General features: G+C 45.0%; 28 protein-coding genes. 3 read left to right on the top strand and 25 right to left on the bottom strand.

Going from position 1 to position 24593, the window contains the following annotated elements; translation table 11 throughout:
• Positions 1-144 precede the first annotated feature (144 nt).
• Entirely contained in the window at positions 145-528 is a 384-nt protein-coding gene (locus AYY16_RS19015; protein ID WP_067370464.1) for a helix-turn-helix domain-containing protein, read from the top strand.
• Here AYY16_RS19015 and AYY16_RS19010 read toward each other — a convergent pair.
• The 3 genes from AYY16_RS19010 to AYY16_RS19000 all read right to left on the bottom strand — a co-directional run bounded on the left by AYY16_RS19010 (position 525) and on the right by AYY16_RS19000 (position 2408).
• A complete protein-coding gene (locus AYY16_RS19010; RefSeq protein WP_067370459.1) occupies positions 525-1634 on the bottom strand; it encodes a tyrosine-type recombinase/integrase in 1110 nt (369 codons plus the stop codon). The two genes, AYY16_RS19015 and AYY16_RS19010, sit on opposite strands and share 4 nt — an antisense overlap.
• 130 nt (positions 1635-1764) lie before the next feature.
• Entirely contained in the window at positions 1765-2136 is a 372-nt protein-coding gene (locus tag AYY16_RS19005; RefSeq protein ID WP_067370454.1) for a type II toxin-antitoxin system PemK/MazF family toxin, read from the bottom strand.
• Positions 2136-2408 carry an AbrB/MazE/SpoVT family DNA-binding domain-containing protein gene (locus tag AYY16_RS19000; RefSeq protein ID WP_067370449.1) on the bottom strand — a complete coding sequence of 91 codons (273 nt, stop codon included), beginning with the start codon at positions 2406-2408 and terminating at the stop codon, positions 2136-2138. The genes AYY16_RS19005 and AYY16_RS19000 overlap by 1 nt, the downstream gene beginning before the upstream one ends.
• A gap of 180 nt (positions 2409-2588) precedes the next feature.
• On the opposite strand from AYY16_RS19000, the gene AYY16_RS18995 reads away from it, so the two are divergent.
• Entirely contained in the window at positions 2589-3092 is a 504-nt protein-coding gene (locus AYY16_RS18995) for a hypothetical protein (RefSeq protein ID WP_067370444.1), read from the top strand.
• Positions 3093-3112: 20 nt separating this feature from the next.
• On the opposite strand, the gene AYY16_RS18990 is transcribed toward AYY16_RS18995, so the two are convergent.
• The 10 genes from AYY16_RS18990 to AYY16_RS18950 form a co-directional block, all read right to left on the bottom strand.
• The gene (locus AYY16_RS18990; protein WP_156665033.1) at positions 3113-3883 is read right to left on the bottom strand and encodes a hypothetical protein; all 771 of its coding nucleotides are present in this window, start codon (positions 3881-3883) and stop codon (positions 3113-3115) included.
• Entirely contained in the window at positions 3874-4635 is a 762-nt protein-coding gene (locus AYY16_RS18985) for a DUF4365 domain-containing protein (RefSeq protein WP_067370437.1), read from the bottom strand. Before AYY16_RS18985 ends, AYY16_RS18990 begins: the two co-directional genes overlap by 10 nt.
• Before the next feature lie 101 nt (positions 4636-4736).
• Complete coding sequence (locus tag AYY16_RS18980; protein WP_082970819.1) at positions 4737-6050, bottom strand: ATP-dependent DNA ligase; 1314 nt, start codon at positions 6048-6050, stop codon at positions 4737-4739.
• A 64-nt stretch (positions 6051-6114) separates the two neighbouring features.
• Positions 6115-6681 carry a hypothetical protein gene (locus tag AYY16_RS18975; RefSeq protein ID WP_067370433.1) on the bottom strand — a complete coding sequence of 189 codons (567 nt, stop codon included), beginning with the start codon at positions 6679-6681 and terminating at the stop codon, positions 6115-6117.
• An 89-nt stretch (positions 6682-6770) separates the two neighbouring features.
• Positions 6771-7553: a hypothetical protein gene (locus tag AYY16_RS18970; RefSeq protein WP_067370429.1), complete on the bottom strand. Its 783-nt coding sequence runs from the start codon at positions 7551-7553 to the stop codon at positions 6771-6773.
• A 64-nt stretch (positions 7554-7617) separates the two neighbouring features.
• Positions 7618-7767, bottom strand: coding sequence for a hypothetical protein (locus tag AYY16_RS21590; RefSeq protein WP_328585690.1), 150 nt, complete (start codon positions 7765-7767; stop codon positions 7618-7620).
• Positions 7748-8743, bottom strand: coding sequence for a DNA primase (locus tag AYY16_RS18965; RefSeq protein ID WP_328585689.1), 996 nt, complete (start codon positions 8741-8743; stop codon positions 7748-7750). The genes AYY16_RS21590 and AYY16_RS18965 overlap by 20 nt, the downstream gene beginning before the upstream one ends.
• Positions 8744-8860: 117 nt before the next feature.
• The gene (locus AYY16_RS18960; protein WP_067370426.1) at positions 8861-10210 is read right to left on the bottom strand and encodes a DnaB-like helicase C-terminal domain-containing protein; all 1350 of its coding nucleotides are present in this window, start codon (positions 10208-10210) and stop codon (positions 8861-8863) included.
• A 12-nt stretch (positions 10211-10222) separates the two neighbouring features.
• Positions 10223-10459 (bottom strand): RNA chaperone Hfq, encoded by a 237-nt coding sequence (locus AYY16_RS18955; protein ID WP_067370423.1) that lies wholly within the window; start codon positions 10457-10459, stop codon positions 10223-10225.
• 57 nt (positions 10460-10516) lie between these two features.
• The gene (locus tag AYY16_RS18950) at positions 10517-11245 is read right to left on the bottom strand and encodes a hypothetical protein (RefSeq protein WP_067370419.1); all 729 of its coding nucleotides are present in this window, start codon (positions 11243-11245) and stop codon (positions 10517-10519) included.
• A gap of 637 nt (positions 11246-11882) precedes the next feature.
• Between AYY16_RS18950 and AYY16_RS18940 the strand changes: the two genes are divergently transcribed.
• Positions 11883-12389, top strand: a complete 507-nt coding sequence (locus tag AYY16_RS18940; protein ID WP_067370411.1) for a hypothetical protein — start codon at positions 11883-11885, stop codon at positions 12387-12389.
• 26 nt (positions 12390-12415) lie between these two features.
• Here the strand turns inward: AYY16_RS18940 and AYY16_RS18935 are convergent, their stop codons facing one another.
• From AYY16_RS18935 to AYY16_RS20510, 12 genes are all read right to left on the bottom strand, one after another.
• Positions 12416-12778 carry a hypothetical protein gene (locus AYY16_RS18935; RefSeq protein ID WP_067370408.1) on the bottom strand — a complete coding sequence of 121 codons (363 nt, stop codon included), beginning with the start codon at positions 12776-12778 and terminating at the stop codon, positions 12416-12418.
• Positions 12771-13454: a division plane positioning ATPase MipZ gene (locus AYY16_RS18930; RefSeq protein ID WP_067370405.1), complete on the bottom strand. Its 684-nt coding sequence runs from the start codon at positions 13452-13454 to the stop codon at positions 12771-12773. Before AYY16_RS18930 ends, AYY16_RS18935 begins: the two co-directional genes overlap by 8 nt.
• Positions 13455-13762: 308 nt before the next feature.
• Positions 13763-14002: a hypothetical protein gene (locus AYY16_RS18925; RefSeq protein ID WP_067370402.1), complete on the bottom strand. Its 240-nt coding sequence runs from the start codon at positions 14000-14002 to the stop codon at positions 13763-13765.
• Positions 14002-14277: a YgdI/YgdR family lipoprotein gene (locus AYY16_RS18920; protein ID WP_067370399.1), complete on the bottom strand. Its 276-nt coding sequence runs from the start codon at positions 14275-14277 to the stop codon at positions 14002-14004. The genes AYY16_RS18925 and AYY16_RS18920 overlap by 1 nt, the downstream gene beginning before the upstream one ends.
• Before the next feature lie 316 nt (positions 14278-14593).
• The gene (locus AYY16_RS18910; protein ID WP_067370393.1) at positions 14594-15034 is read right to left on the bottom strand and encodes a hypothetical protein; all 441 of its coding nucleotides are present in this window, start codon (positions 15032-15034) and stop codon (positions 14594-14596) included.
• Positions 15035-15364, bottom strand: a complete 330-nt coding sequence (locus tag AYY16_RS18905) for a hypothetical protein (RefSeq protein ID WP_067370388.1) — start codon at positions 15362-15364, stop codon at positions 15035-15037.
• Positions 15365-15400: 36 nt separating this feature from the next.
• Positions 15401-16102, bottom strand: coding sequence for a hypothetical protein (locus AYY16_RS18900; protein WP_067370385.1), 702 nt, complete (start codon positions 16100-16102; stop codon positions 15401-15403).
• Positions 16103-16114: 12 nt separating this feature from the next.
• Positions 16115-16441 (bottom strand): hypothetical protein, encoded by a 327-nt coding sequence (locus AYY16_RS18895; RefSeq protein ID WP_067370382.1) that lies wholly within the window; start codon positions 16439-16441, stop codon positions 16115-16117.
• Positions 16442-16455: 14 nt separating this feature from the next.
• Positions 16456-20052, bottom strand: coding sequence for a tail fiber domain-containing protein (locus tag AYY16_RS18890; RefSeq protein WP_067370379.1), 3597 nt, complete (start codon positions 20050-20052; stop codon positions 16456-16458).
• Between the two features lie 79 nt (positions 20053-20131).
• The gene (locus AYY16_RS21300) at positions 20132-22783 is read right to left on the bottom strand and encodes a phage tail tip fiber protein (RefSeq protein WP_235846353.1); all 2652 of its coding nucleotides are present in this window, start codon (positions 22781-22783) and stop codon (positions 20132-20134) included.
• A gap of 14 nt (positions 22784-22797) precedes the next feature.
• A complete protein-coding gene (locus AYY16_RS21295) occupies positions 22798-24252 on the bottom strand; it encodes a TipJ family phage tail tip protein (protein WP_235846352.1) in 1455 nt (484 codons plus the stop codon).
• A 130-nt stretch (positions 24253-24382) separates the two neighbouring features.
• The coding region (locus AYY16_RS20510; protein WP_162271077.1) for a hypothetical protein at positions 24383-24593 on the bottom strand (211 nt) is incomplete at its 5' end.

Here is a 24593-nt window from a genome sequence, read left to right as displayed (position 1 = left end):
TTATGTTTGAATTTGGAGGCAACCCTAGACTTTGCGGGAGTCTAAGCTAAGTGTTTACTTATATACTGGTGGACGTGTATAGTTGAGTACATAAAAAAATAGTGATGCTTGACACTACTCTCAATAACAGATAAGGCTAATTGAATGAAAGACAACAGAATAGGTGATTTTCTGACCGCTGCTATTCTTGCCAGCGGTAAGCCGCAAAGTCAAATTGCGGAAGAATGCGGGTATTCGGCGCATAATAATATTTCAATGTTAAAATCCGGAAAAATGCTTTTTCCAGTCGCTAAAATACCTGATTTTGCTAAAGCGTTGAATGTTGATGAAGGGGCCTTATTCCGTATTGTTATGCAGGTTCGGTATCCTGAAATTTTCGCCATGTATACCCGGAACGCAGAGCCAATTACAGAAGATGAAAAAATGGTTCTGGAGGCTTACCGGAAGCAAAAAGGCGACGATGATTATGACAAAAACCTCGCCGCGATCAGAGCCGATGAATTTATAAAAAAGGCGACACAAGACTAACCAGTGCAATATACTTTTGAGGTCGGTGGTAGTCTCAATCCACCGACCTCAAAATCATGCATTAACTGCCGGTAAGAATCAGTTTCTATGATTCTTTTCACTTCATTTGAATACGTATCTAACGCCTCTCTCATGTGATCGAAGTAACTGTACCTGTCATACACACGGTCAATGCCCTCCAATGCATGATTCATTATCTTTCGTGAAACGTCATTCTGCATACCTAACTCAGACAGTTTAGTACGCGCGGTTCGTCGTAAATCGCGGGGAGTAAACTCATCTAGGCCAAACCCAGCGTAGTCCCGGATCATTCGGCGAATTGCCTGGGCCGGAGCACCTTTTGATATCGGGATATCATGGCTCAGTCTGGCCGGACATAGCCATTCGCTGTCAGGTGTTGCGCTGAATAGATTACGGACACACTCTTTCATTAAGGGGCTTAGAGGTAGTGAGTGCTCACGTCTAGATTTATTTCTGTCTCCTTGCCGCCAGATACCGGACTCTAAATCAAACTCACGTTTTCTTGCCCTGAATACCTCATCTGGCCGACGTGCGGCAAGAAGACAAAACCGTAACCCCCACCTGATTTGATCACTGAAATCCCACATATCCAGGCCATACCAGAAACACCATATTTCAGCATCAGACAGCGCACGTTCGCGTGGCTCAGGGGTTTTACCGCCGACATCTTTACGTGTCATAGAAGCCAGCGGATTGCTCTCGATGTAGCCCTGATGCTCACACCACGTCAGGAACTGTTTTGACAATGCAAAGACCCGTTTGGCTTCATTTACATGACCATCCGAGAGTAGTTTGTTGAATACATGGTTCAAGGTAATTTTAGAGCATTTTTCAACAGGAAGATCACCTACAACCGGAAGAAAGTGATTCAGCATTGAGGACACAGCTATTTCCGGTCGCCGGCGGGTTAAGAATAAGGAAACACGTAACCAGAGGTTGAAAATATTCCTGACATTCCTATCAGCAAATATCTTTTCCTCTAATGTGGTAAGTGATGAAATACGTATGCTTGTTACATATTCCGCCGTCAATTTACTGACGTGCTCAGTCAGCTCATACGGTTCGGAAGCAGCCTGCTTTTTCATGGTGAGCCTTATGATGGATTCTGATTATTATTCTATAAGGCTAAATATAGACCACTTTTTGCTATGACTCCAGACCTATCAAGTCTGGAGTCATAAGGGCGTGTTTTAAAGGAAAGTAATGCGGTTATGACTATGGTTGTGGATCGATGATATCAACTACGATTCCCAGCACTTCATCCATTATTTCCGGTGCGACTTTTGAATGATAACTGGCTTTGCGTGCAGCTAAATCCATTGTCCGGATCTGATAGCACAATACGACACCGGTCACTAACCCCTTATCGGTACTGCTGCCATCAATGCTGACGGTGACGGACTGAGAACGGGCAAGTCCGCCACCGCTTGTGATCGGAAGACAAATGGCGACCCCTAATGCCTGATTAATTCCCTGATCGGAAATGACCAAATAGTAATGAGGGCCTTTAAACTCTTTGCCACTGGCCGGATCACCATTAACATGCCAAATATCACCTTTTGCCGGTGTGCTTTTCCTGCGTACCATCAAATAACCTCATTACCAACAGGTTGAGAGGCCATTTCATCAGCCATCCCCTCGTTAAAAGATTGAATCTCATTTTCATCTATGCCATCTAAAATCCATGAAACGGATTTTCTGCCTCTTGCCGCTCTTTTGCTTGGGCTGATGTTGATCGAATCGCCGGCTTCTCTGATATCCAGTGTTTTCCCGACAACCCAGCCTAACCGTGCAGCTATATCGCTTGGTATTGTCAGAACGACCGCGCCGCCTTGTTGACGCAAACGTGTAGTAGTCATAAATCCCCCATGTGTAACTTTGTCTCACTTATATAGTAGCACATTCATACAGGTATTCTCATTTTTTTTGGTCGAATTTTCAGCTGTTCTTTTTGAGGGTATTTGTTGCAATATGTTGATGCAGCATTGTTGTATCTGACCAGATACATATATAATAATTTCTATTACAAGGAGGTAATCATGGCTGTTGTTAAAGGTAATGTTGGTAGCAGTGTAGTCGCTGAATTTGGTGAGCGATCAATGCTGGCAGCGGGAGCAAAGGCAGGTTTAAAGCCTGTTTTTCAAATGTCTCATTTTGTCGGAAAATCGGCAGGGTTCAAACTAAAACCGGGTCATACAGAATGGACAGACTACGATGATTGGGGCGCATATTTCACTGAACGATGGGGGTATGCAAAAGGCGCTTTTGGGAGCTTTACTGGTGCGGCATTCTTCGATGGGAAAGAGATAACGGCGCTGCATGTTACTAACGATACGTGGACGCAAAATCAGGGCTTTTTAAATTTAGGTAATCCAACCAGAAACCAAAATATTAAGGTGACTTTAGCTGGCCATAGTGGAGTATTTATAGTCAACGTTTTTAAAGGCACCATTCAAGGTTGGAATAATAATAGTTTGCCAAGCGGTTTTATCAATGCGCTAAAATCAGGTGGGCCGCATGATGTTAAATTAGAATATATTTAATGAAAACATACCTGACGCACTCAGGTATGTTTTTTGCTATTTTTCTTGATGTTATTGTTCAATTCCTGTATATAACCATCAAGTTCAGATTTATTTAAAAACATAAAGCAATCTACGTCAGTAAAACCTGTCACAGTGAAATTACTTTCACTGGTTCTTTCTGTTTGTATAAAACATGACACACCAACAATTATGTTATTTAATTCGATATACCTGAAATATGGTATCTCTAGATGAGTGACATCTTTATCTGTTATTGAATTATCGGTGAATACCATATCAGTTGTATCATTAGTAATGATTTTGGATATGGCTATAATTGTATTGTAATCACTTGCAAGATAATCGAAGGTGGTTTTATGTTCTGAGCCAAGTTCAAATTTATATATAATATTTTCAAGTGGCTCAATGATATTGAATATCTGGCTATTAATATTGGATTTAACGAAATTAATTGTAAGTTGCCAGTACCCTTTAAAATCCACGCCTAAAAATACACCTTTATTATTGTGCAATAGTCGTAATGATTTTAATGTCTTAACTAAATCCAATACACTTGTAAATTGATCTTGAATTAATTTTATTTTGCATGTGTCATTGTTGTTATTTTTATCATCATATAAGTCCATAATTAATGAAAAAGTATGGCTCCTGAATATTAAAAAACCGCCACCTTGAACAGTTATGTTTGGCAATGAAAACACTTCTGCTTTAAAAATTATTGCTGGTGCATGTTCTGATGATTTTATATATAAATTACATCTATCAATAATGTTAGGGGTTAAAAGCAAACTTCCGGGTTGACTGCTATGTAAAATTTGCTCCCCATCAGGCAGATTAAATCTATTCTCAAATACGGTGAAATCATTGACTTTTTAATTCGCCACTTTTTTTTTAAAATATTCTGCAAAATTAAATTATTTAAGTCTTTTGGCGTGGCGCTAAATTTTACCTGAAAGTTAAATTCACTATACCCTGAATTTTTGATGATTTCTCTTTTATTTTTCTGGTATTTATTTATATCCAAATTAGGTATAAAGCTGTAGATTGTATTTTTTAAACAACCCCCGCTATTTTCATTTAATACATTGCTCTCATCATAGGGTATTGATATTTTTAGCTTATGCAGATCTTTTTGTGTTTGGCTGATTGAATTTTTACGTATTTCTTTTAAAACCTTCTCAGTTATTTCTTTATCTATGTGAACCAGAAACGAATTTTCTAATTTATTTTGTTTATCAAATTCTAGAAATAAAATAAATGCAGGATAACTGTAATCTATCAACCTTTTTAGTACAGAAGACTTAATACTTAATCTCCGGTCTTTTCGTTGTGTTGATTTAACCTGCACTTTACATTCAATTGGCGCACCCCAGGTATCTTTAGGTTTATCTGATTCGATATATGGAAACTCAACTAAGTGATCCCAGCCGGTAGCATCTTCATCATGGGAGCGGTTTGACACTAATTCAGCTTCTGTGCACCACAATGAAAACGTATCTTCGCCAAGTTTTCCTAAATTTAGTTTCTTTCCGGAAGCCATAGTAAACCTAGTGATTTCATTAATATATGGTGCTAGTTTACCTGTGAATTAGATTATTTTCCATTATGAACAGGTGGATATGTATCCACCTGTTTTATCAACTATTCTTTATCGCCGATCCGGTCGTCGTCGTCGCGAAGACATGACGGCCATTTCAGGCGAGGGTGACGTAAACTGCCGTCCGGCGTAAATTCGTGGAAATTGACTTTAACAATGCGACCGGCATATTTGTCCTGATTATTCCAGATCTCATCAAGATACTGATGCTTAATACCGAGAGCGTCAACAATTACACCACTTTCCAGACGAACCGTGACAGAACCCAGTGTGTCCTTAAATTCACTGTCCGGATCACCCGGCTTAAAGCCAATAATTTCACCGTCTGCCTCGTTCTCGTCTTTCAGCTTCCACCAACCGCGTGTCCGCTTAAAATAGTAGGGCGCATCGAGGTCTTTTGCCATTTCACCTTCTTCGTTCGCATCCAGCCGCGCTTTGAACTGTGTCACGTACTCGTCGTGACTGTGAACAAAATTGAACGGCAGCAGCTTCACGTCAGTCAGGTTATTGCTGTATTTAAACCAGCTAATCAGACTTTTCACGCGATCACGCAGTTTAACACCGGTCTTCGCATAGTCCTTATTTTTACTCTGTTCCTGCCAATCAGGTAAGAACCAGTCAAACAGCCACAGCTCCGCGCCAACCGCTTTGACACCTTTCTTACGCAGCGCCGACACTGTGCCGTTAAACGTACCCACAACGCCCTCACCGTCGAAATAGATAGCGGGATAGCCGGATGCCTCACGCAGAGAGATTAATTGCTCTTTGAGGTGATCCAGCGTGGTAACAGGATTGCCGGTACGGGATAAAAACTCCACATCGTCACCATCCACTTTGGCGATAATTCGCATCCCGTCCAGCTTCTTCTGAGCCATCATAGGGAATCTGGCATGTTTGTTTACCACGTCCAGTTTCAGATCGCCCTTCGTGCGGTAATTGGTGGCAAGCTGAACTTCAAATTTTGGGATAGGGCGGTCAGGCTGCGCTTTGTTAAACAGTGAAATACCAATACCCGCTTTCGTGGTTTTCAGAAGAATGCGGCGAAACACTTCCTGCTCGTCAGCGGTCATTTTTGACAGAAGTGATTCTACCGCCAGGATGGCAGCAGAACCGGTCACGTTACGGTTGCACAGGTTGTTCAGCAGCGAAAACACATCATCATCTGTAACAGCGGTTTCTGCCAGCGGATCCGGGGTGTTGTATTTCTTCACGCCGAACATCTTGAACGGGTTGAGAATGCAGTCCATGTAATCACATAGCACCGGATCGAAACCGCACATGATATCTTTTTTCTGGTTTGTCCCGACTTCTTTCATCTGGTCTAACGTCGATTTTAAACGGGATAAATTATTTTTCATGATGATCTTAATCTGTTCAGTTGGTTATTTTTAATGTTTACTTATTTTTTATTTAGACTGGATTTTATTGCTGTGTGTTGTTGTTTAATTCCTCGTTTTTGTAAGCGTCCATCATTGCGGCCTCGTAAATATTGGACGACATTACAGGTTCATTACTTTTCACAGGCGGTTTTGCTGCGGCCTGTTTCTTTTGTTCTGTCCGGTTAATGGTCTGAATACCTGAACTGGCATCTGCTTTATGCTCTGCGACTTCGGTAGTTGCGATCAGCATTTCAGGCTTAAACCATGAGCGTTTGATTTCGTTCTGTTTAGCCATAGGCTTTGCCGGGTAGTTTTCCACGTTAGGATCGTAATGCTCATAAAACAGGATGCGACCGGCTTTCTTTTCTGCAAGCATCATGTGAATAGCAGGGCATTCCGTCTTATCAAGCGCACAGGAGCAGGGCTGGTACGCCACTGACTTATCGAGACGACCGCCCATCTTTGCTTTGACGATACTTTGGCAGAGGGTGTAAGTCTGATTCATGCCGGTTGTGTCGCAGTTAATGCGAAAACCGTTCGTACCGCAGCGGGAGCTGGTTACGTCACAAGGCAGGTCTTTTACATTTTCTTTTACATTTAACACGTACATATTTATTACCTTTAGATAGTTATGCGCTTACTTATTGAATAAGCGCATATTATCTGAACTGAATAGGCTAAAAAGGATTTGAATCAGGGTCAGAACATACCCGCCATACCCGCGAGAGCAGATCCGCTGATTTGAATTTGAGTCACTTTGGCGGATGCGGCGTTGTAGCCGTGAGATACAGCCTGTTCACCCATCATTCCCATTTCGGCATAGGATTTTGATATCAGCCAGGCGGAGCGATTGATAACGTTATCAGCGAATGTATTAGCACGTTGCAGACAGGCTGTGTCAATTCCAGAAACCATCATTTCCGCGCCTTGTGAGTCTTTAATCTGCTTCTGAATTTCGCTGGAGTTACCGACCATTCTCGGATAATCAGGCATTCCGATAACTACACGGCAACAGCTTCTGTCAATCCGATCCGACACCTCACCGGCTTTTATAACGGCCATGAACTCAACAACCGGAATGCCGATAAATTCGTCGTCGCTCTGCTTTTGGTAGGATTTGAGGAAGATATCGAACATTTCAGCCGGTGTTTTGAAAACATCCGAGGTGGCGGCTGCGACAAACATCATGTCGGAATAGCCGATCATGTAACAGATAGGCTTTGACAGCGTTCCACTGAAATCAGGCTTAACCAGATCGGCAAAGTAGATAAGCTCGTGAATACCATCATCCTCGATGCGGAAAATCCTTGCATCAAGACAGGGGGCATCGGGTGTGTAGTGGAACATTTCGTTGGTCAGTCGCTTAAATTCGTTCTCCGCCGTCAAAATGGCCGAAGACTCAACGTCCTCTTTTTCTTCCGGTGTCAAAGATCCGAACCCTGAAAGTTCATGAACCTTTTTAATCAATTTCGCTTTATCCATTTTACCTTTCACCTCTCGTTGTTTGGTTATCTTATACATTTTAAAGGTATGTGAATACCTATCTTCATAAAGAAATGGCTTTGTGGCCTCGCACCATCATTTCCAGCGCCAGTTTATCGTTGAATGGTTTTGACCGATAATAGGCTGTCAAAATATCCTCATCACTGGACTCACCGGCATCCTGACCCTCTTTTTTAAATGCTGCGATCTTCACGTTCAGTCCGATGGAGCGTAGCTTTTTTGCCGACTTTATCGTGTTGTGTATCGCCTTTTTTTTCAGAGTCCCACATCAGGATCACGTTTCGCAGACCAGCCGATTTAAGCGCAAGAAAACTACCTATCTGATCCTGAGTTTCCGCCCCCATACCGCCAGACAGGTGCATCCCAAACGTGCCGATAGGCTCTACATGCTCTCTTAATGCCTCATCTGAGAACATGGCTCGCTTAACAGCAAACACGTCAAAAACGCCCTCCAGAACTACCACAGTCGATTTCCCGAATGCGTTGTGGCCGTTATAGAGATAACGTCCGGAAGCTGGCATGGAAGACGGGAATAAGTATTTTTTACTGGCAGTGCCGGTTACGTCACGTCCCTGAAAAGTACAAAGCTCACCGATGAGATTGTAGATTGGAATCAGAACCCGCATCGAAAAATCCTGCGTAGCGACTTTTTTGTTAAAGTCGAAGTAGGCATGTATTCCGTTGACGATAAAGCGTAAATCAAAATATTTAACCAGTTCGGCCGATACGTTACGTTCAACCAGATAATCCGGCAACCGTCCGTCAGGCAGCGGCAGCATGTAATGCGGAGGTAATACAACTTCCTGCTTTAAATCTACGGCACTTTCCAGCTTTACGTCTTTTGTTTTCGGTCGCCAGCCCTGCTCAAGCAACTGGTTATCGACGTATTTGTTCAGCGTTGCACCGTACAGACCTGAATGCTGCTGGATGAATCTCAGCTTGTTGAATTGCTTTTCAACAGGGTGACTGCCGGCGAAACAGTTGCCTAAACCATTTTTCGGATTGACGTAGACTTTCCAGTCACAGTTGCCACACATCGGGCATTCACGAACATTCAACTCAAGCCCGGATTTACCGGTCGTTCGTTTGTATGTTATCCCCTCGATATCAAAATATTGCTCGATATCTAGCTCTGCTAATTTTTCAATGATTTCGGCGTTGGTGCTCATGGCGTACTCACGTTTATCGCTTTAACAGGCAGAGTCATACCGGATTAATAACAACGCTGTTGTTAATGCAGATTGTTTTAATGATTAGTTAATTATGATCGGGAGTCACAATCTTTATCAGACGATATCAATAATCCGTTTGATAAAGCGCATCTGATCAAGGTTCTGCTCAATGCGAATGCTCACATCACCTTTCTGGTTACGAGAACCGGCGATAAATAATCTTGCTTCACCTTTGGCTTTTTCTTCTTCGGTTTTGTTAATGGTAATAATCAGGTCAGCGATACGCACCTTTTCGATGTTATCCGCTGCGTGATTCATGGTTGCAACCTCAGAAGAACCACCCTCACGGTTGGTCTGAGAAGCAGTAATGCCGGCCACATTGTAGGTGTCAAAAACAGCACGTAAATCGGTGTAGATGTTTTTCGTGTCCTCACGCGGATCGCCGCTACGGTAGTTGGACTTCATCAGGTCGGCATAGTCCACAACCAGCATATCCAGCGTCACACCCGTAGCGATAATCCCCTCAACCATGCGAACGATATCGTTAGGGCATACAGAGCCTGGCGGACGCTGAATAACAAACATTTTACCGGTCTTTCCAGCACCCAATTCTTTCAGTGTTTTGGCTATCCGGTCGCGGCTGTCTACCAACTCATCCATATCTGTTTCAGTCAGTCGGGCATCAAAACGGTCTGCGATAATCTCTTTATGGACTTCAAGAGACACGTACAGGACATTAAAACCAGCCAGAGCCGCATTGATAGCGAACTCCCCCATCCCTGTAGACTTCCCTGATTTTGCAAAGCCCATAAACAGGGTCATTTCTTTACGGCCCCAACCTTTGTGATACAACAGCGCATCAATAGCACGGTAGCCGGTTGTGATCCCCTGTGGCGGAGCCTCGCCACTTGCTTTCAATGAGCGGGCTTCATAACGTGTGGCCGATTCCGTGAAGTAATCGTAAACCTCGCTTGTTCCGTTACCTCCGAGGTGTCTGACTTTATCCATAATCTGCATGGCTTTTTCAAAGTCACCCTTGTCCTTAAACTCGGCCGCTTTAATCATGGCATTATCAAACGCCACAGACCGGGCAAACAGAGTCACCTGATCCACCATGTACTGCGAGTCAGTGAGTTTGACCGCGTTAATTTTGGTCAGCGCCTCTTTAACTTCCGGCACGTAGTCGGCGCGGATTGTGCCTTTTTTCACATCACTGCTGATCATAGTAACCAGAGTCGCCATTGACGGCGGCTGTTTGTACATACGGTAAAACTGACCGGCTGACGCTACAAGAAAAGACAAGGCCATATTATCGAACTGTTTCGGCTCAACCAGATCATGAGCCTGTGTGACAAAGCGATAATCGCGGCAATAATACGCAGCAACCATCGTTTGAAATGTTTCGTCAAACGACGACGAAAGGGAAACGCTTGTGTGTTCTAAATCCATTTCATGTGTGGACATGTGTGCAACCTATCAACATAACGCCGGAATGTTTTTAATGCTTTCAATAGACGAATAGTTGATCGCTTTAAACGTATTGCGGTCGTTGTTGCCGGACTCGTCCATCAGTACAGAATGGCTGTCGAATTTTTTAACGAACCCCGACACCTTGTCACCGCTTCCGGTGATGATTTGCAAAGGCAGATTGTTAAATTTGAGGAACGATAATCGAGACTTGATGATCCCGTATTCCTCTGTTTCCGTGGTCATTTTCTTTTTCCTTTAACGATGATTGGTGATTGATTTTCTCATTGAGACAAAGGGGATCTACACCAGCTTGCAGGCTTTCCGGTAGTCGTTCGGAAACTGCATTTCAAAAAACTGCTTATCGATGTACTTCGCCAGAAATGCCGCAGAGAAAATCATCAGATAACGCTTCCTGGGCAAAGCATCCATAATTTGAGCCAGAATGTACTTGCGGTGGGCTTTCTGGATTTCGTCACCCGAATACATGGACGTTGTGAAATAATCCATCAGAGAGCCATCCAGACGGGTTCCCTTGCGTCTGTTGTGCTTGTCCGTGAAGATTTCCAGCAAATCGTCCTGCCACAGATGCTGAGGACGCGGTAATTCACGCCATTCACGTTTAGCCGCGATTGAAAGTATTGATGAAATGAAATACCCATACTCAACGCCCAGCTCATCCGCCTTTTGTCTGGCTTTCCACAGAGAGGTGATGTTTGTTTTTGAGAGTCGGATAAACGGCACACGTTTAAGGCCGGTTTTGAACGGCGCTTTACGGTAATCTTCCCGCCCGTGGCTACCCATGATTGCCGCGTATTCTTTCTTATATGCCTCAGCAAACAGGATTGTTGCGTCCATAGGGTGAAGATGCCGGTAATCAAACCATTTTGAATGAAACAGTTCCGCTTCGGCTTTGACCCGCGACAGACCCACGTTTTCCGCAACCCACGTATCTTTGTCTAATCCAGACCACGAAAGCATGAAGCCCTGTTCGTCTTCTTCCGCGATGAATTTATCAATAGATAGGTTCATGAATACATTTTACCTTTAACATGTATGCAAACAGATACGTTTTATAACAGCGAAAGACACGGAAAGCAATTCCGCTGTGTAGGCTTTTGAATGCTGAGGATTTTGAAAGAAATGGGAGCAACGTCTAAGCCGTGCTCCCATAAGATATAAAAGGATCTTAAATAACTAACCAACTAATACAAATTAAGGATCTCAATACTACCTGTTCATCGGTATGGTTTTCAATTAATATGCTTATGTAAATGGTATTTTTAGTGAAAGGATGTCTTATGAACCTTGACCCATCATGGCAGTTCTATTTGTCTAAAAAGTATTCACTTGAGTATTATTGCAAGCAAATAATTGATTTGTTTGTGAAATTCAATAAAAAACAAGGTGACTATTTACCTCTGAGACATTTGATAAAAATATACCATTTACATTTAGCTGAAAGAAAGAAAAACTGTGACCCAAGGTTAAAAGATTACATTGTGTCATACATTTCCTATGACATATTAAGAGCGCGTGACAACCTTGTTAACTACAATAAATTATTTTCAATTGTTGATAATAAAGTTTATGTGTTAGTGGACAATTTCCGTGATTTTAAAATACCACCTTACAACTCTACAAAACCGCGTTGATTATTGGAGAATATATGAATAGTTCCTCAGTCTATGAAAAAGAAGCAAAAAAATTTATTTTGGATTTCTTAAAAAATACTGGTATTCGCCAAGGAAGCACGTTACCTATCCCTCCTTTTGTTTATAAGCGTTCAGCAGCAAGATTAAGTCCAAAGGTTGATGACTGTATTGATATCGTTTTAGACAAGTTAGTTACTGACGGTTTTTTTACCTACAAAAATGGTTCCTATATTTTATCCGAAATAGGGGATCATGAAGTTTACGGTAAACCGGTAGGTGGGTCATATGAAAATGAAGCTAAAGAATTTATTATCACTTTTGTTAGAAATAAAAACTTAAGAACTGGTGATGCCTTTTTTGGAAGAGCTTTTGCCGTTGATGTTGCTCTGGCTAATTTAAACCCTAATGTTAGTGATAAACTCAATGATGCTATGAACTCTCTTATTGAGAGTAATTATTTTGAATTAACCGATGATGATCGTATTCTTTTAACACAGTCAGGTTATGACTTAATCTATTAATAAATGGGGCATTTGCCCCAATATAATTATGGAATCTTTTTATCCAGTTCCTGAATCAGATCTTTTATCTGCTCCGGCTTCGTCTCCAGACTCAATTCTAACGCTGCTTTAATATCAGATATAGATAACCCAGCCAAAGTAGCTAACGCTGCTCTAAACACGTCTGAGCGCGTTAAATTGGCACGTCTCGGGACGATCCGCAGTAAGTCCACCAGCTCGTGATATTCATCTTCCATTGAGACGGTACGGCTCTTGATAACTTCATCACTGTTTTTGCGGCGACCACGCTGTTTAACCACACGGTCTTTAACACTCGAATTGCTCAGAAATTCCTGAACGGCTTCTTCACGCGCCTGTTTTCCCAGCCCGCCCATAGGATTCTTAGCCATCTACTTTCTCCCCGAATACAAATTCTTTCACTAATAATTTAATTTCAGCCTCAGCCTTTTTGTCACGCTCGCCTTTTGGCAATTCAAAAATAGTGCGGCCGGCTTCTTCCGCATCGTCATAAACGTTACGGGCATAAATATTGGTATCTAAGGCAGTCATGCCGAATGTCTCGCATACGTCTTTTGCGCCCTGAATACGCGAGAACTGGTTAGGCAGTGACGGGCACTGATTCATAACGACTCTGACTTTCAGTGCTCCATTCAGAATTTGTGCTTTTTCCACAACCTGATCCAGAGCCACCAGCGAACGTAAATCGCGGCGTTTAGGACGGATAGGCAGTAACAGGTGTGTGGCAACCAGCATCGCCTCACGCTGAGACTCGGAGTCAAAGCCTCCGGCATCAACGACGATATAGTCATGCTGATCCTGAATGCCGCGCAGGTAATCGAGAACACCGTCGGCGCGGTAGTGATATGATAGTTTTGCCAGATTTTCACCGGAAGCCATTGCTTCCCGATCCTGACACCACTGATAGGTTGTTCTCTGAACGTCGATATCGAGCAGGTGGACGTTTTTCTTTTCTTTGATCAACAGATGCCCGGCTATCTGCTGTGCGATTGTGCTTTTACCCGGGCCACCTTTACTGCCACCAACCAGTATGATTTTTGCACTCATGGATTTGCCTTATTTGTATAGTTATTTTGTACACCGCCTTATTATTTTATATAAGATACCTGCATTATTTTTAAATTGAAAGAATACCTGTAAATATTTTCAATATAAAAAATATCTGGATTATTTATTTATCTTATTTAGATAATGATGAAGCGGCTTATTTGCCGCTTTTCATCCAGCCGCAAAGCCGGTGTCCGGTGAGATTATGGGTGAGGATTTGTCGCGCTGTCAGATCTGTAAATGAATCATCAGCGCTGATATAGATAGGGGATGCCGTTTCACAAAACAGCGGATCTGTAGCCGGTGAGCTATTTACGCAACCAGTCGCTGCGAAGCTCATCAGCAACAGCAGTGCCGTCCTTAGCCTGTATTTCATGCTCAATATCATTCCTTGTATCAAGCGTTGTTCTGATACGCGCCAGCGCGTCACTGCGGCGCTTAATTTCCATCGATTTTTTCGCCGCTCTACCGCCCATGTGATAGGCGGTAAAGAGGACAGCGACAACAGCCAGTATGGTGTAGATCGCTGATTTTAGTTTTAACAGCATCAGTCAGCTTTATCCAACGGCACACAAACGATGCGCTCAAACGTGTCAGCCGGTTGCCAGCCATGAATACCCAGCTTTGCGTTGCCAATGGCGTAAAAACGGTTTGTGGCATGATCACGTTTCACCAGACGAACCTCCTGAAGTTTACTGATTGCGCCAATGTTCAACTGACCACGACAGTTAACCTTCTCCGCATCCGGGTATACCGCAGATGATGAACAACCGGCTAATAAAATAACAGCAGCAGATAAAGCAATTTTAGTAACTAATTTCATTTTTTTTAATTCCTGTGTGTTTAAGATGTTCTTATTACACTACAGACAGTTAGGCTGTAAATTCATTTTTTACGGGACAGGGTAATCAGTAACATCGATTATGATAATGAACAGCGGATAGTACAGAAGCTCGTTTCCCTCCCACGGGCCGGATTGAATCGTTGCGTCTTTGTATCTGAACTCTATTGTTTGTCCGTTTCTGCGCATGAAATAACAGCTATAACTGGAAAAAGCACCGTCTCCCCACTGACCTTGCAGCCCGCCGCCCATAAATGCGGCGACCTTTTTCCCGGGAGGGATTTGATAGTTAAAATTTTCAACCGGAGATAAAAAAAAACTGATCGAGAATTTTCATCATTTCCCAATTTGTATTGAAGACTTCAATCCCGTCTTTATTGCGGATACTCATACCGTACTTGGATTTGTGCCAGTCAAAACCACCGCCGCCGAACTCATAACAAATACAATCACCGGCATCGACCCACAATGGCTGTGATAATCGGCCGTTTCGGTTCTCTTTATACGAGGACAGCCCGCCTACCCGAACCCATGTCGGCGAATCAACCGCTATCAGGCTGGTATCTTTATGAGCCTTTGTCGGAAACTCCGTGTAGTAACCCTGTTTACCCGATGTCCCCGCTTTTAAATCTCCGCCTTTTAATTTGATTCTCTGAACGTTTTTCAAGTTAATAGCCTGATTCTCACCATCAACCTGAAAAACACCCGATTCACCTTTTATAAATGCACCAATAGCCATTCAGCGGACACCATAATAAATTTCAAGATAATCTTCCCTGTCACTCTCCAGCCAGTCACGACGGTCAACCCAAAACTTCAGATTAATGGTGTAACCATCCAGACTTATATGAGCAGCTCCGATAAGCTCAAGGAAATAGTCTGTATTCATAAAAATGAACATATCCCCGAACGGTCTTAGTTCGTCGTGGTTAAACGATTTTTCATAAACACCGTCGGTTACATCAGAATATTTGATGACATGCTTGCCTGCGATTCTTGCAACGCGGTCGGAAGCCTGAAAAATAGGCTTGCCGTCAGGCTTTAAAATTTGAATACCGCTCAGTGCCATAAAATACAGCCCCTGTTTCCGGGGGCTGCTCCGTTATCAGATACCCAGCTTGTGACGTTTAATCTGCGAATACGCAATCACACACGCCACGGCAATCGTTGCAACGCCAAAGAGGACGCGAACCACTGATCCGCTGGATAAATGGCTCTCAGACTTAACCAGTGCGTCTGATACTTGCGGCATAACTTCCGCTATCTGACCGACACCGAGTGAAGCCGTGACTGTTGCACTGACGGTTTCTTTATTTACCGGAACATTCGCTACTGTTTTACGCTTCTGAATGATACCGGCGAGACGCAGACCCTCATCGATAACCTCACGGCTGTACCATGTGTTAACCGATTTTTTAAGCGAACCCTGACCATTCTCCTGACGGATAATCGCCTCAACCATCGGCCGGATGGTTTCGTAGTCATGCAGATTGATGTTCTGATCCGGCTTTACACCGACCACTTTGCAAACGAACGCGATATAGGCTTCGGTATGGTTTTCTACAGCCGGCGCCCAGCGCTCGATCACTTCACGAACAGTATCGATGCGGGTGCCGTTTTTCGCTTTACGTTTATCGTGATACGTGATCAGCGTTACTGCCAATGCACGGATGCCGTAAGCAGGTGTGATAAACGAGCAAAACCGACTGTCTTGCGGGGTTTTGGTCAGCCCCTGCCACGGCGATCCCATTTCCAGGTTCCCCGGGTTGTTATTGCGAATACCACGCGGTAATCCTTTACCTGACATGGGTTACTCTCCTTAGTTTCCGATTCCGTTTTTCAGACCCCACGCCGCCAGACCGAAAATCAGTGCGACGACGACAATAGACCCGATTTTTGAAAGAATGCCGCCATAAAATCCGCTGGAAAGGTTATCCAGCCGAACCAGCAGTTTCTCCAAATTGGCGTGTTGAATGCTGTGCTGTGCCGCAGTCATATCGCCAAAGTAGGCTTTAAGGTGGCGTTCCACTTCTTCACCCACCTTGTCTTGCAAACTCTCACGAAGATCGGCAGCAATTTCTCGTGCTGCCGTCTTCGCGATGCGGTCGATGACCTCCGGTGTCACTTCCCCCACCCGATTAGCCATTTAAAACCTCCATGTTAAGGCAATTGGTGTGAGAGATTTATATCATTTTTAAACATATTAGGTAAGTGTGTACCTATTATTTTTTTAAGTGAATCAACCTGATTTTTAAGGTCTTTGACTGCTTCAACTAACAAACCGATCACACTGTTATAGTTTAAACGTAGCAGCCCGTTATCATCCTGTGTAACCGCCTCTGGCATAACCTCACGGACTTCCTGAGCGATAAGGCCGGCCGATGGTTTAATATTTCCGTCCGAGGCTTTCAGGTTGTAAGAACAACCACTGATCATTTGAATTTTTCTCAGAGGCTGTTCAATACGGCGCAGTTCCGATTTCACCCGGATATCAGAGCGGATATAAACGTCAAGAAAGTTGGCATTCTTGCCTCTGAAATCCTGACCATCGTTACCGTTGATACCGGCATAGCTGCCTTTTGGCTGGTATTTCCCGTCTGATTCACCTTTCGTATAACTGTCACCCTGAAGTGCAAAGGTGCCGCTTCTTCCGGGATGCTTGACTTCACCTTTCCACGCTCCCGCCTGTTGCACAGTCCACGCCCATACCCCGTCCCGCTGCATAAAGAAGCTCAGATCATTTCCGCCGCCGGTGATGATTGAAGGAGATCTGACTTCACCTGTGAAAGTATGCGCTGCCGCCCCTGCGTATGCACCTTTTGGTTGGTACTTCCCATCAGACTCACCTTTGGTATATGCACCTACTTCTGCCGCTGTAGGCGGCGCACTGGTGTTATAAAGTCGTCTCCACCCCGGATTGTAATTAGAATCATTATCGACATAAATATACTCACGATGAGTTGTGCCGCTCGCAGTGGTTGTCGGCGTAATAATGGTGATGGTGCATTGTTTGTGATACCCGAACACCTGAACAACGCACCCTGCGAGGTGAATATTCCCGACACCGGTGTCATTAATAAACTGGTTTCCGGCATAATCCCAGGTTCCGCGTGACACCCAATATCCGGAAGAAAATGCGCCCTGAGATTTCAGCCACTCGATAAACTGTGCTGTACTCCATGCGGAATTGCTGCTTCCGAATTTAATTGTCCTAAGAAGTTTTTGCTGATATTTACCGTCGGATTCCAGTTTGGTGTAGTGATCCTCTTTATGTGCTAGCGTACCTGACACCGGCTGTAATGCATGAATTTTCCAGTCACCGGAACCATGCAGTGATGTAATTTCAGGAACACCGTTTTCGGCTTTAATCTCGATTTTAATATTGTCTTTAACGGCAGAGACAATCCCGCCAAAAACTCCACTTCCGTCAAATTTTAAATCATTTTTAGCCCTGTATTTGCTGTCAGACTCAGGTTTTGTGTAATGCTCGCCGGCAACAGCAATCTCACCACTTTTAACAGGGATGCCGAGAACCGCAATGTTCGTGCCTTTGGCATCGCGGTGAATGATATTCCCCGCCCCGACATTAGTCTCAAGAAATATTGCTGTGCCGTTACCTCTGCGTAAAATCAGTGAAGCGTAGTCATTGGTGGTCTTGATCGTATGCGTACCAGAAATAAAAGACACGTCTGAGTCTGACGGCGCATAATTTCCCTTTTGCTGATACTTTGAATCAGATTCAGATTTTGTATATGAAATTCCTGCCTGTGCGTAATTACCTTTCTGCTGATATTTTGTATCTGATTCAATTTTTGTGTAGTGATCGCCTTTCATGGCAAAATCACCACCGCCGGAGATAGGCAGTTTCAGACCTGTTTGCCAGTTGCCATCCTTGTCCTGATAGCTGATCCCTGCATCACCGTCTTTGTTGCAGTACAGTCTGACGCGGGAACCATCGCTCCCGAAAACATCCATACGCTGTTTAAACTCAATTTCACTGTTTACCGTCTGAACAACGTCAGATGAACGACGCAGATACAGTTCGTTGAAGTTTGTGTAATCACCGGGAATAATCTTTCCGCCGATTACCAGATCCCCGTTCGTACCGAACCCGAAATCTCTCCGCTCGCCTTTGTCATTAATCAGTTGCAGATTGAACAGCAGATCAGAAATCATCCAGCCGAATGACGCAGCCCGGCTAACACCTTTGATTTTTACCCTCTGCTTAACAATCGGGTGATATTCAGACTCTCCGTCTGCTTCAATGTCATTGTAAAACGCCGCTTTGGTGTTTAACTGATCCGCAGGAACTGTGGATTCTGTATACGCCGCCTGTACCGTCTTTGAAAATACCGGGTTATTAACTTTTTCGTCAGCCTCAGCCGCAACTTTCTGAGCCAATTCAGCACTCGCCGCCGCATCCTTTGCTGATTTCACCGCATTGCCAATATTGTCGTTAATGTCCGCCGCTGCCCGCGCCGCGTTCTCTGACTGTTTTTTTACCGACTCAGCCAGTATTCCGACTTCGGCAACATTGTCCTCCACTGTCTTTGCAGATCCGCTGACTAATTCTGCGATATCTTTAACCGCTTTCAACGACTCTGCCGCAAATACTTCGGATGCTTTTGCCGAAACAGACGCTGATTCCGCAGTGGCTGCGTCATTAGACATTTTTGACAACGTTTCCGCTGCGTCAGCCGCTGACTGAGCTGCTTTCCCCTCGGACTCCTTGGCGTAGGACTCGTGACTGCTTGCAGCGTCCTGTGATGCTTTAGACGCTGCTTCAGACGCTTTGGCTGATTCGGCCGATTTTGATGCAGCAAGAACGACCTCTGATACAGCGTCTTTCACGGCAGCCGCGGCAGTGGCAGCGTGATTACCGGCCTCTGTAGCGCTGGTGGCTGATTCTCCGGCTGATTTTGCTGAGGTTACGGCAGATTCTCCGGCAGATACCGAGGCTTGCAATGCGTTGTCTGACGACACACCGGCTGCGTAGGCATAATTCTTTGTCTCTTGCAGCGAAACGTCGGCGTTGGTCGCAGCGTCCTCTGCTTTTGTTGCCGACGCAGCGGCCTGTGATGCGCTCTGAGAAACATCCCCGACAACAGATGCAGCAATCTCTGCCTGTTTACCGGCAGATTCAGAGGAAAGTGCCGCCGCTTCTGCGGATGCTTTTGCTGCCTCGGCAGAGTAACCTGAGCTTTTAGCGGACTCGCTAGCTGCTTCTACCTGTAGTTCCGTGGCTTTCTCAGACTGCTTTGCTTCTGAGGCTGATTCAGCAGCCTGTTTTGCCATATCGCCGGAAGCCGAAACAGCGTCTTTGTTTTCGGCCAGCCACTGTTGGCTGTCACTGAATTTTTTAGCGATAGTCTCAAGGCTGTCTGAGACAAAGGTCGTTCCGTCGTCACGGGTGATAGTCACCGGAACCGGTGAGGTCAGTAATTTACTGATCTGGCGGGAGTCGGTTGATATTGATTTCAGCAGCGCAGAAAACCGAGCGCTGAACTGTGACAAATCACCCTCATACGTGGTGATGATACGACTCGGAATATCGGCGACCGACTCTCCGGTATACGGCTCTGAAATATACAGCTCATTATTGCTGATAACGCGGTCAATTTCATGAATACGACCGTCTGCGTCAATCATGATCATACCCGGCAATACACCGAATTTTGCATCAGCCCATGATGTGCCTGTGCCTGTTACTTTCGTACTCTCTTTTTCAAAAGAATATGTACCGTCCCTGTACCACATTCTCTGTCTCCTTTGGATTGCAATAGGTATTTGTATACCTATTGCATTTTATACATTTATGACTGATTTAAAACAGATATTACAGCAGACCGAGGCGAACCCTCAAAACGCCCTTTTCATCGTACACATCCAGCCTTTCGTTTGTAAGACTCAGACGACCGGCACCCGCAGTTTGCCCATTCATTTCCATTTTACCGTTTTTGTCAAAACGCCAACCTGTCTGACCCGGTTTATAGTTAACAGACTCTAGCGTACCGACTTTCGCGCCGCTGATAGTACCATCCTTGATAAAAGCGCCGTTCATATAGGTAATACCGTTCTCAACCACAAACGGTGTAGTCACCTGACCGTTAACCACGTTAATAAGCCCAAACCGGTCTGCCTGAACCAGAAACTGAGACGTTCCGCCCTCGATACCTACCCCAAATCCGGCAGCATACTTTTTACCGTCGCTGGTTGTTTCAATTTTCACGTTCCAGGAGGCGGTGATCTTCCCGTTCAAATCAGCAATCGCTTTAGCTGACTGCTGCACCGCAGCGCTGTTCTCGCCAGTTTTCGCCTGAACACTATCGATACGGCTACCAAGAGCATTGTCTGCGGACGTTCGCGCAGACTGCTCGGTTTTCACCGCCGCTTCATTTTTCTCAGTCTTGGCGAGAACCTTACTGATATCAGTCGCCAGCGCAGAATCTGCTTCCGTCCGTGCTTTTGTTTCCGCAGTCACAGCCGCAGCGATGTTTTCGCCGGTTTTCGCACTCAGCGCTTCAATCTGCGTTGCCATTGATTCGTCAGCTTTGGTACGGGCTGTCCGCTCAGTCAGAACAGCCGCCTCAATATCCTTACCAGTTTGCACTTTCAGACGTTCTACGCTCGTCGATACCGCTTCGTCTGCTGTAGCACGGGTTTTCTTTTCCTCGTCCAATTGCGCTTTGATATCTGTACCGACCTCACTTCGTAACTGCGTAACCTGATTTGCCAATGCCTCATCAGCGGTCGCACGGGCGCGGCTTTCCTCTGCCAGACGTGCCTTAATATTTCCGTCAAAATCAGCGGATAGCACTTTAATTTCTTCTGACAACGCCTGTTGTCCGTCTGCAATCACCCGCTGATCCGTGAAAATCTTAGCGTTGGTTTCATCCTGTGTCCTGACATCTTCCTCGCCTTTCATGGCAACGTCGATGGCAGCTTTAGCCACCGCTTCAATAGACTGAGACACGCCGGCAGTTGCTTTCTCAGCAGTCACAGCGGCTGTCTCCGCACGTTTGATAGCCGCATCGTACCCGCTCACTTTAGTTTCAATCAGATCGACCTTTTCCGCCGTCTTTTTGTCTCCCTCAATGCGGGCTTTTTGTTCTTCCGTAATTGTCGTTGTCGCATCATCAACCACCGTCTGAATAGCTTTCAGTGATGATGTTACTGCTTTGCCGGATTCCTCAACGGACTCTGACAATTCAACAACCTTATTCGCTGCTTCTCCTGCCTGTTTCAGAGCATTGTCTGCATTTTCTTTCGTGCTTTTTACCGCTGATTCAAGGTTTTCCTGTGACTCTTTCACTGAGGCTAAATCAGTAACTGCGCCGCCGATTTTATCGTCTGTTTCTTTCAGCAGGTCTTCCAGTGCATCCAAATCCTCCGCTGATACTTTGCTTTGAATTTCCTCAAGCAGCTCTTTCCCTAACTCCGACTGCGTGATTTTATTTTTCAGGAACGACAGAACATCTTTCGTGCTGGCTACTGTACCGAGATTGGAGTTAACCGGACTCAGCATCCCTCGTTTATTAACTGCTCTGATCCAGTAGTACCATGTTTCGTCGTCGTCCAGACCGGAATGCGTAAAGGTCGTTGACGGGATTTTTGCCAGTACAGCCGCCGCCTCGAAGCTGTTCGTCTTTGAGCCATAAACGTAAATCGTCTCCAGATCGATTGAGTCAGGGTTTACCCACGACAAGATAATCTGCCGGTAATCGCCGACAGCAGTCAGTGCGGTTGGTGCGCCTGGTGGTGTCATTGTCCCGAGCGTGTTGTATACCAGAGAGTCCGCAGCCGTTTTCCTGCCGGTGATGGAGATCGCAAACACCTCGATATCGTACCGTGCGTTATCTGCCACATTCAGGATCTCGTACTGGTTATCCGACAGCTCTGCGACCGTCCAGTTATCAACAACATCACTGCGGCGGTAACGCAGTACGTAACGGGTTGACCGCCCGTCCCAACTCACGACCAGTTTTACAGACAGGTTGCCCGGGGAGGAAAGATAGGTTGTTTCCAGAACCGACAATCCGGATGGCTTCGAGAATGTCGGGTCTTTGACGGTGGTTTTCGCCGGCACAAGCGTAGCCCCGTTATCAATCGCCTCGAATTTCGTCGGGTTGTGAGAAACGCCGGTGATTTCAAACACACCCTGTTCGTCTGAGGCTTTAATACTGAGGACGCGGATTAACTCAGGTTCCAGATCCGGTTCCGTCACCATCCACACGCCCATTTCAACAGGTTCGTCACCCGTTCTGATTGCGTCTTTGAATGTCACCAGAGAATACGTGCCGGCCGGCTCAAGCACATTCCGGTCAATCATCCTGCCGTCTGCCGTCATAAACGACACAAATGCGCCCTCTTTATCGAGAGTAATCGGCTGATCCAGTTTGATACTGTTTTTGGTGTATGAAATGATGCGCCCTGAATTTCGCTTTCCTGAACGATATTTATCATTCAGTTTAACGATATCGCCAGGCATGAGCATTGCGCTGTCTATCCCGCTCTTAAACAGGATAACGTCAGTTCCATCTTGCTTGTGTACAGCATCCACAGACCCGTCCGGTAAGCCTGTCCTCTGCTGGTACAACCGAACGCCAGTGATTCAGCTTTACGGATGCCATAAATAGCCTTGCCTTCCTCGTCCTCAACGTATTCGATGTTCTGCTTGTACAGGTCGTCTTTATCGTTGTAGGTGATCACAGCCACGGTCGGGCGGTCTTTACGTGCCGACCCCTTGCGGGTTACTCTGTCGATGATATTTGCGGACGAAAACATCATAACCGGATCAGCCGGGCTGTCCTGCTGCATATTTACCATGCCACCAGCCCAAAACACCATGCCACGAAATACAGAGGCAATGTCATTAATGACCTTGTACGCCTCCTGACGGTTAGCAATCACGGTGTTAATAGCAAACCGCTTCTCTTTACCGCCGAAGCCGTCAGAGACTTCTTCGTCACAGTAACGACCTATCTGATAAAGCATCCCGGTGTCGATCATGCTTTCATCGATAAAATCCCCCAGCCCGTAACGACTATTGGTCAGAATATCGTACAAAATCCACGCCGGGTTAGAAGATACCTGATAATCAAAATCACCCTCCCAATCCCCTTGATAGGTGTTATCAGACGGACGATAATTTGACGGAACCTGAATTTTAAGACCGGCGACCAGATAAGACCGACGCGGCATGTTACCGCCGAACTCTCGTGAATCAATGGTGACACCGACCAGAGCACTATTCGGGTAAGACAGACGGGCAAACACAATCTCACCGTAAGAAGACACGTTTGTTTTGTTCGCCAGAAAATCGCTGGTGCTGTCTGCTGTAAAACGGATGATTTTAATACGGTAGTTTTTGCCGGGCTTCGGCAGATCGATGAAGTATTCACGCAGGAATTTACCGCTGGATTTTTTCTCAACGAACACGCGGTCAGATTTATGATTTACCGGAATAACGGGTTTAAAACTGTCATCACCAATTGCAAGCTGAAACTGAAACTCAACTTTCGCCCCGTTAATATCCCCGCTTTCCTTATCCGTAGAAGACAAGCGCGGGAACTCCATGATGATCCGCACACGGTCAGTATCATCGTTATCAATCTGGATAGTTTTAGGCGTGGTTGTTTTCAGCTCAACAGCCACGTTGTAGGGCGTTTCAATGTCATCAAAGCCCTCAATCGGATCTTGGTTCTGTTCGCCCCGGCGCTCCCAAATCTTTACGCCGTTGAAGTTTGAACTTCCGTCAGGGTTAAGCAGCGGCACATCATCGAGAAAAACTGACTGACCGCCGTTTTTAAGCCCGCCTATTACCCCCTCGCCCAACAAATCAAGGATTGAGGCAAGTGTTTTCGATTCGACGTTATCCGGCGCTTCAACAGGAGTCCGAGGACTTCCGCCGCCACCTCCGCCGCCCGCACCTGCAATTAACTTCCGTTGTTTATCCACTGCAATCTCCATATTATAGATAGTAGGTATCTACCTACGGATTATTGCATAGTTAAATTGACTTGAAAACAGCAAGTGAAAATTTTCAAGACTGGTTAATATTGGATGGGGTTTCCCCATCCAATATTAATTATTTGCATTCTTTATTAAACTTTACTACCTGCCCTTCATCTCTAAACTCTACACTTAAAATTGCGTTAGGTTTTTCATTTAAAAAACGAGAGCTATGTTCTTGATATATAGGAGCACCTTTATCATAGTTATTCCCGAAAAATAAGACGCCACCATTATCAAATTTTAAGCATGAATATTGTTCTGATTTTTGTGGTATTACATTTTTT

Origin of the sequence: Morganella psychrotolerans, assembly GCF_001676155.1 — a bacterium.
In the GTDB taxonomy this organism is placed as follows: Bacteria; Pseudomonadota; Gammaproteobacteria; order Enterobacterales; family Enterobacteriaceae; genus Morganella; species Morganella psychrotolerans.
Note: the sequence above shows the minus strand (reverse complement) of the source record. Positions and strands in the feature narration are given on the sequence as shown.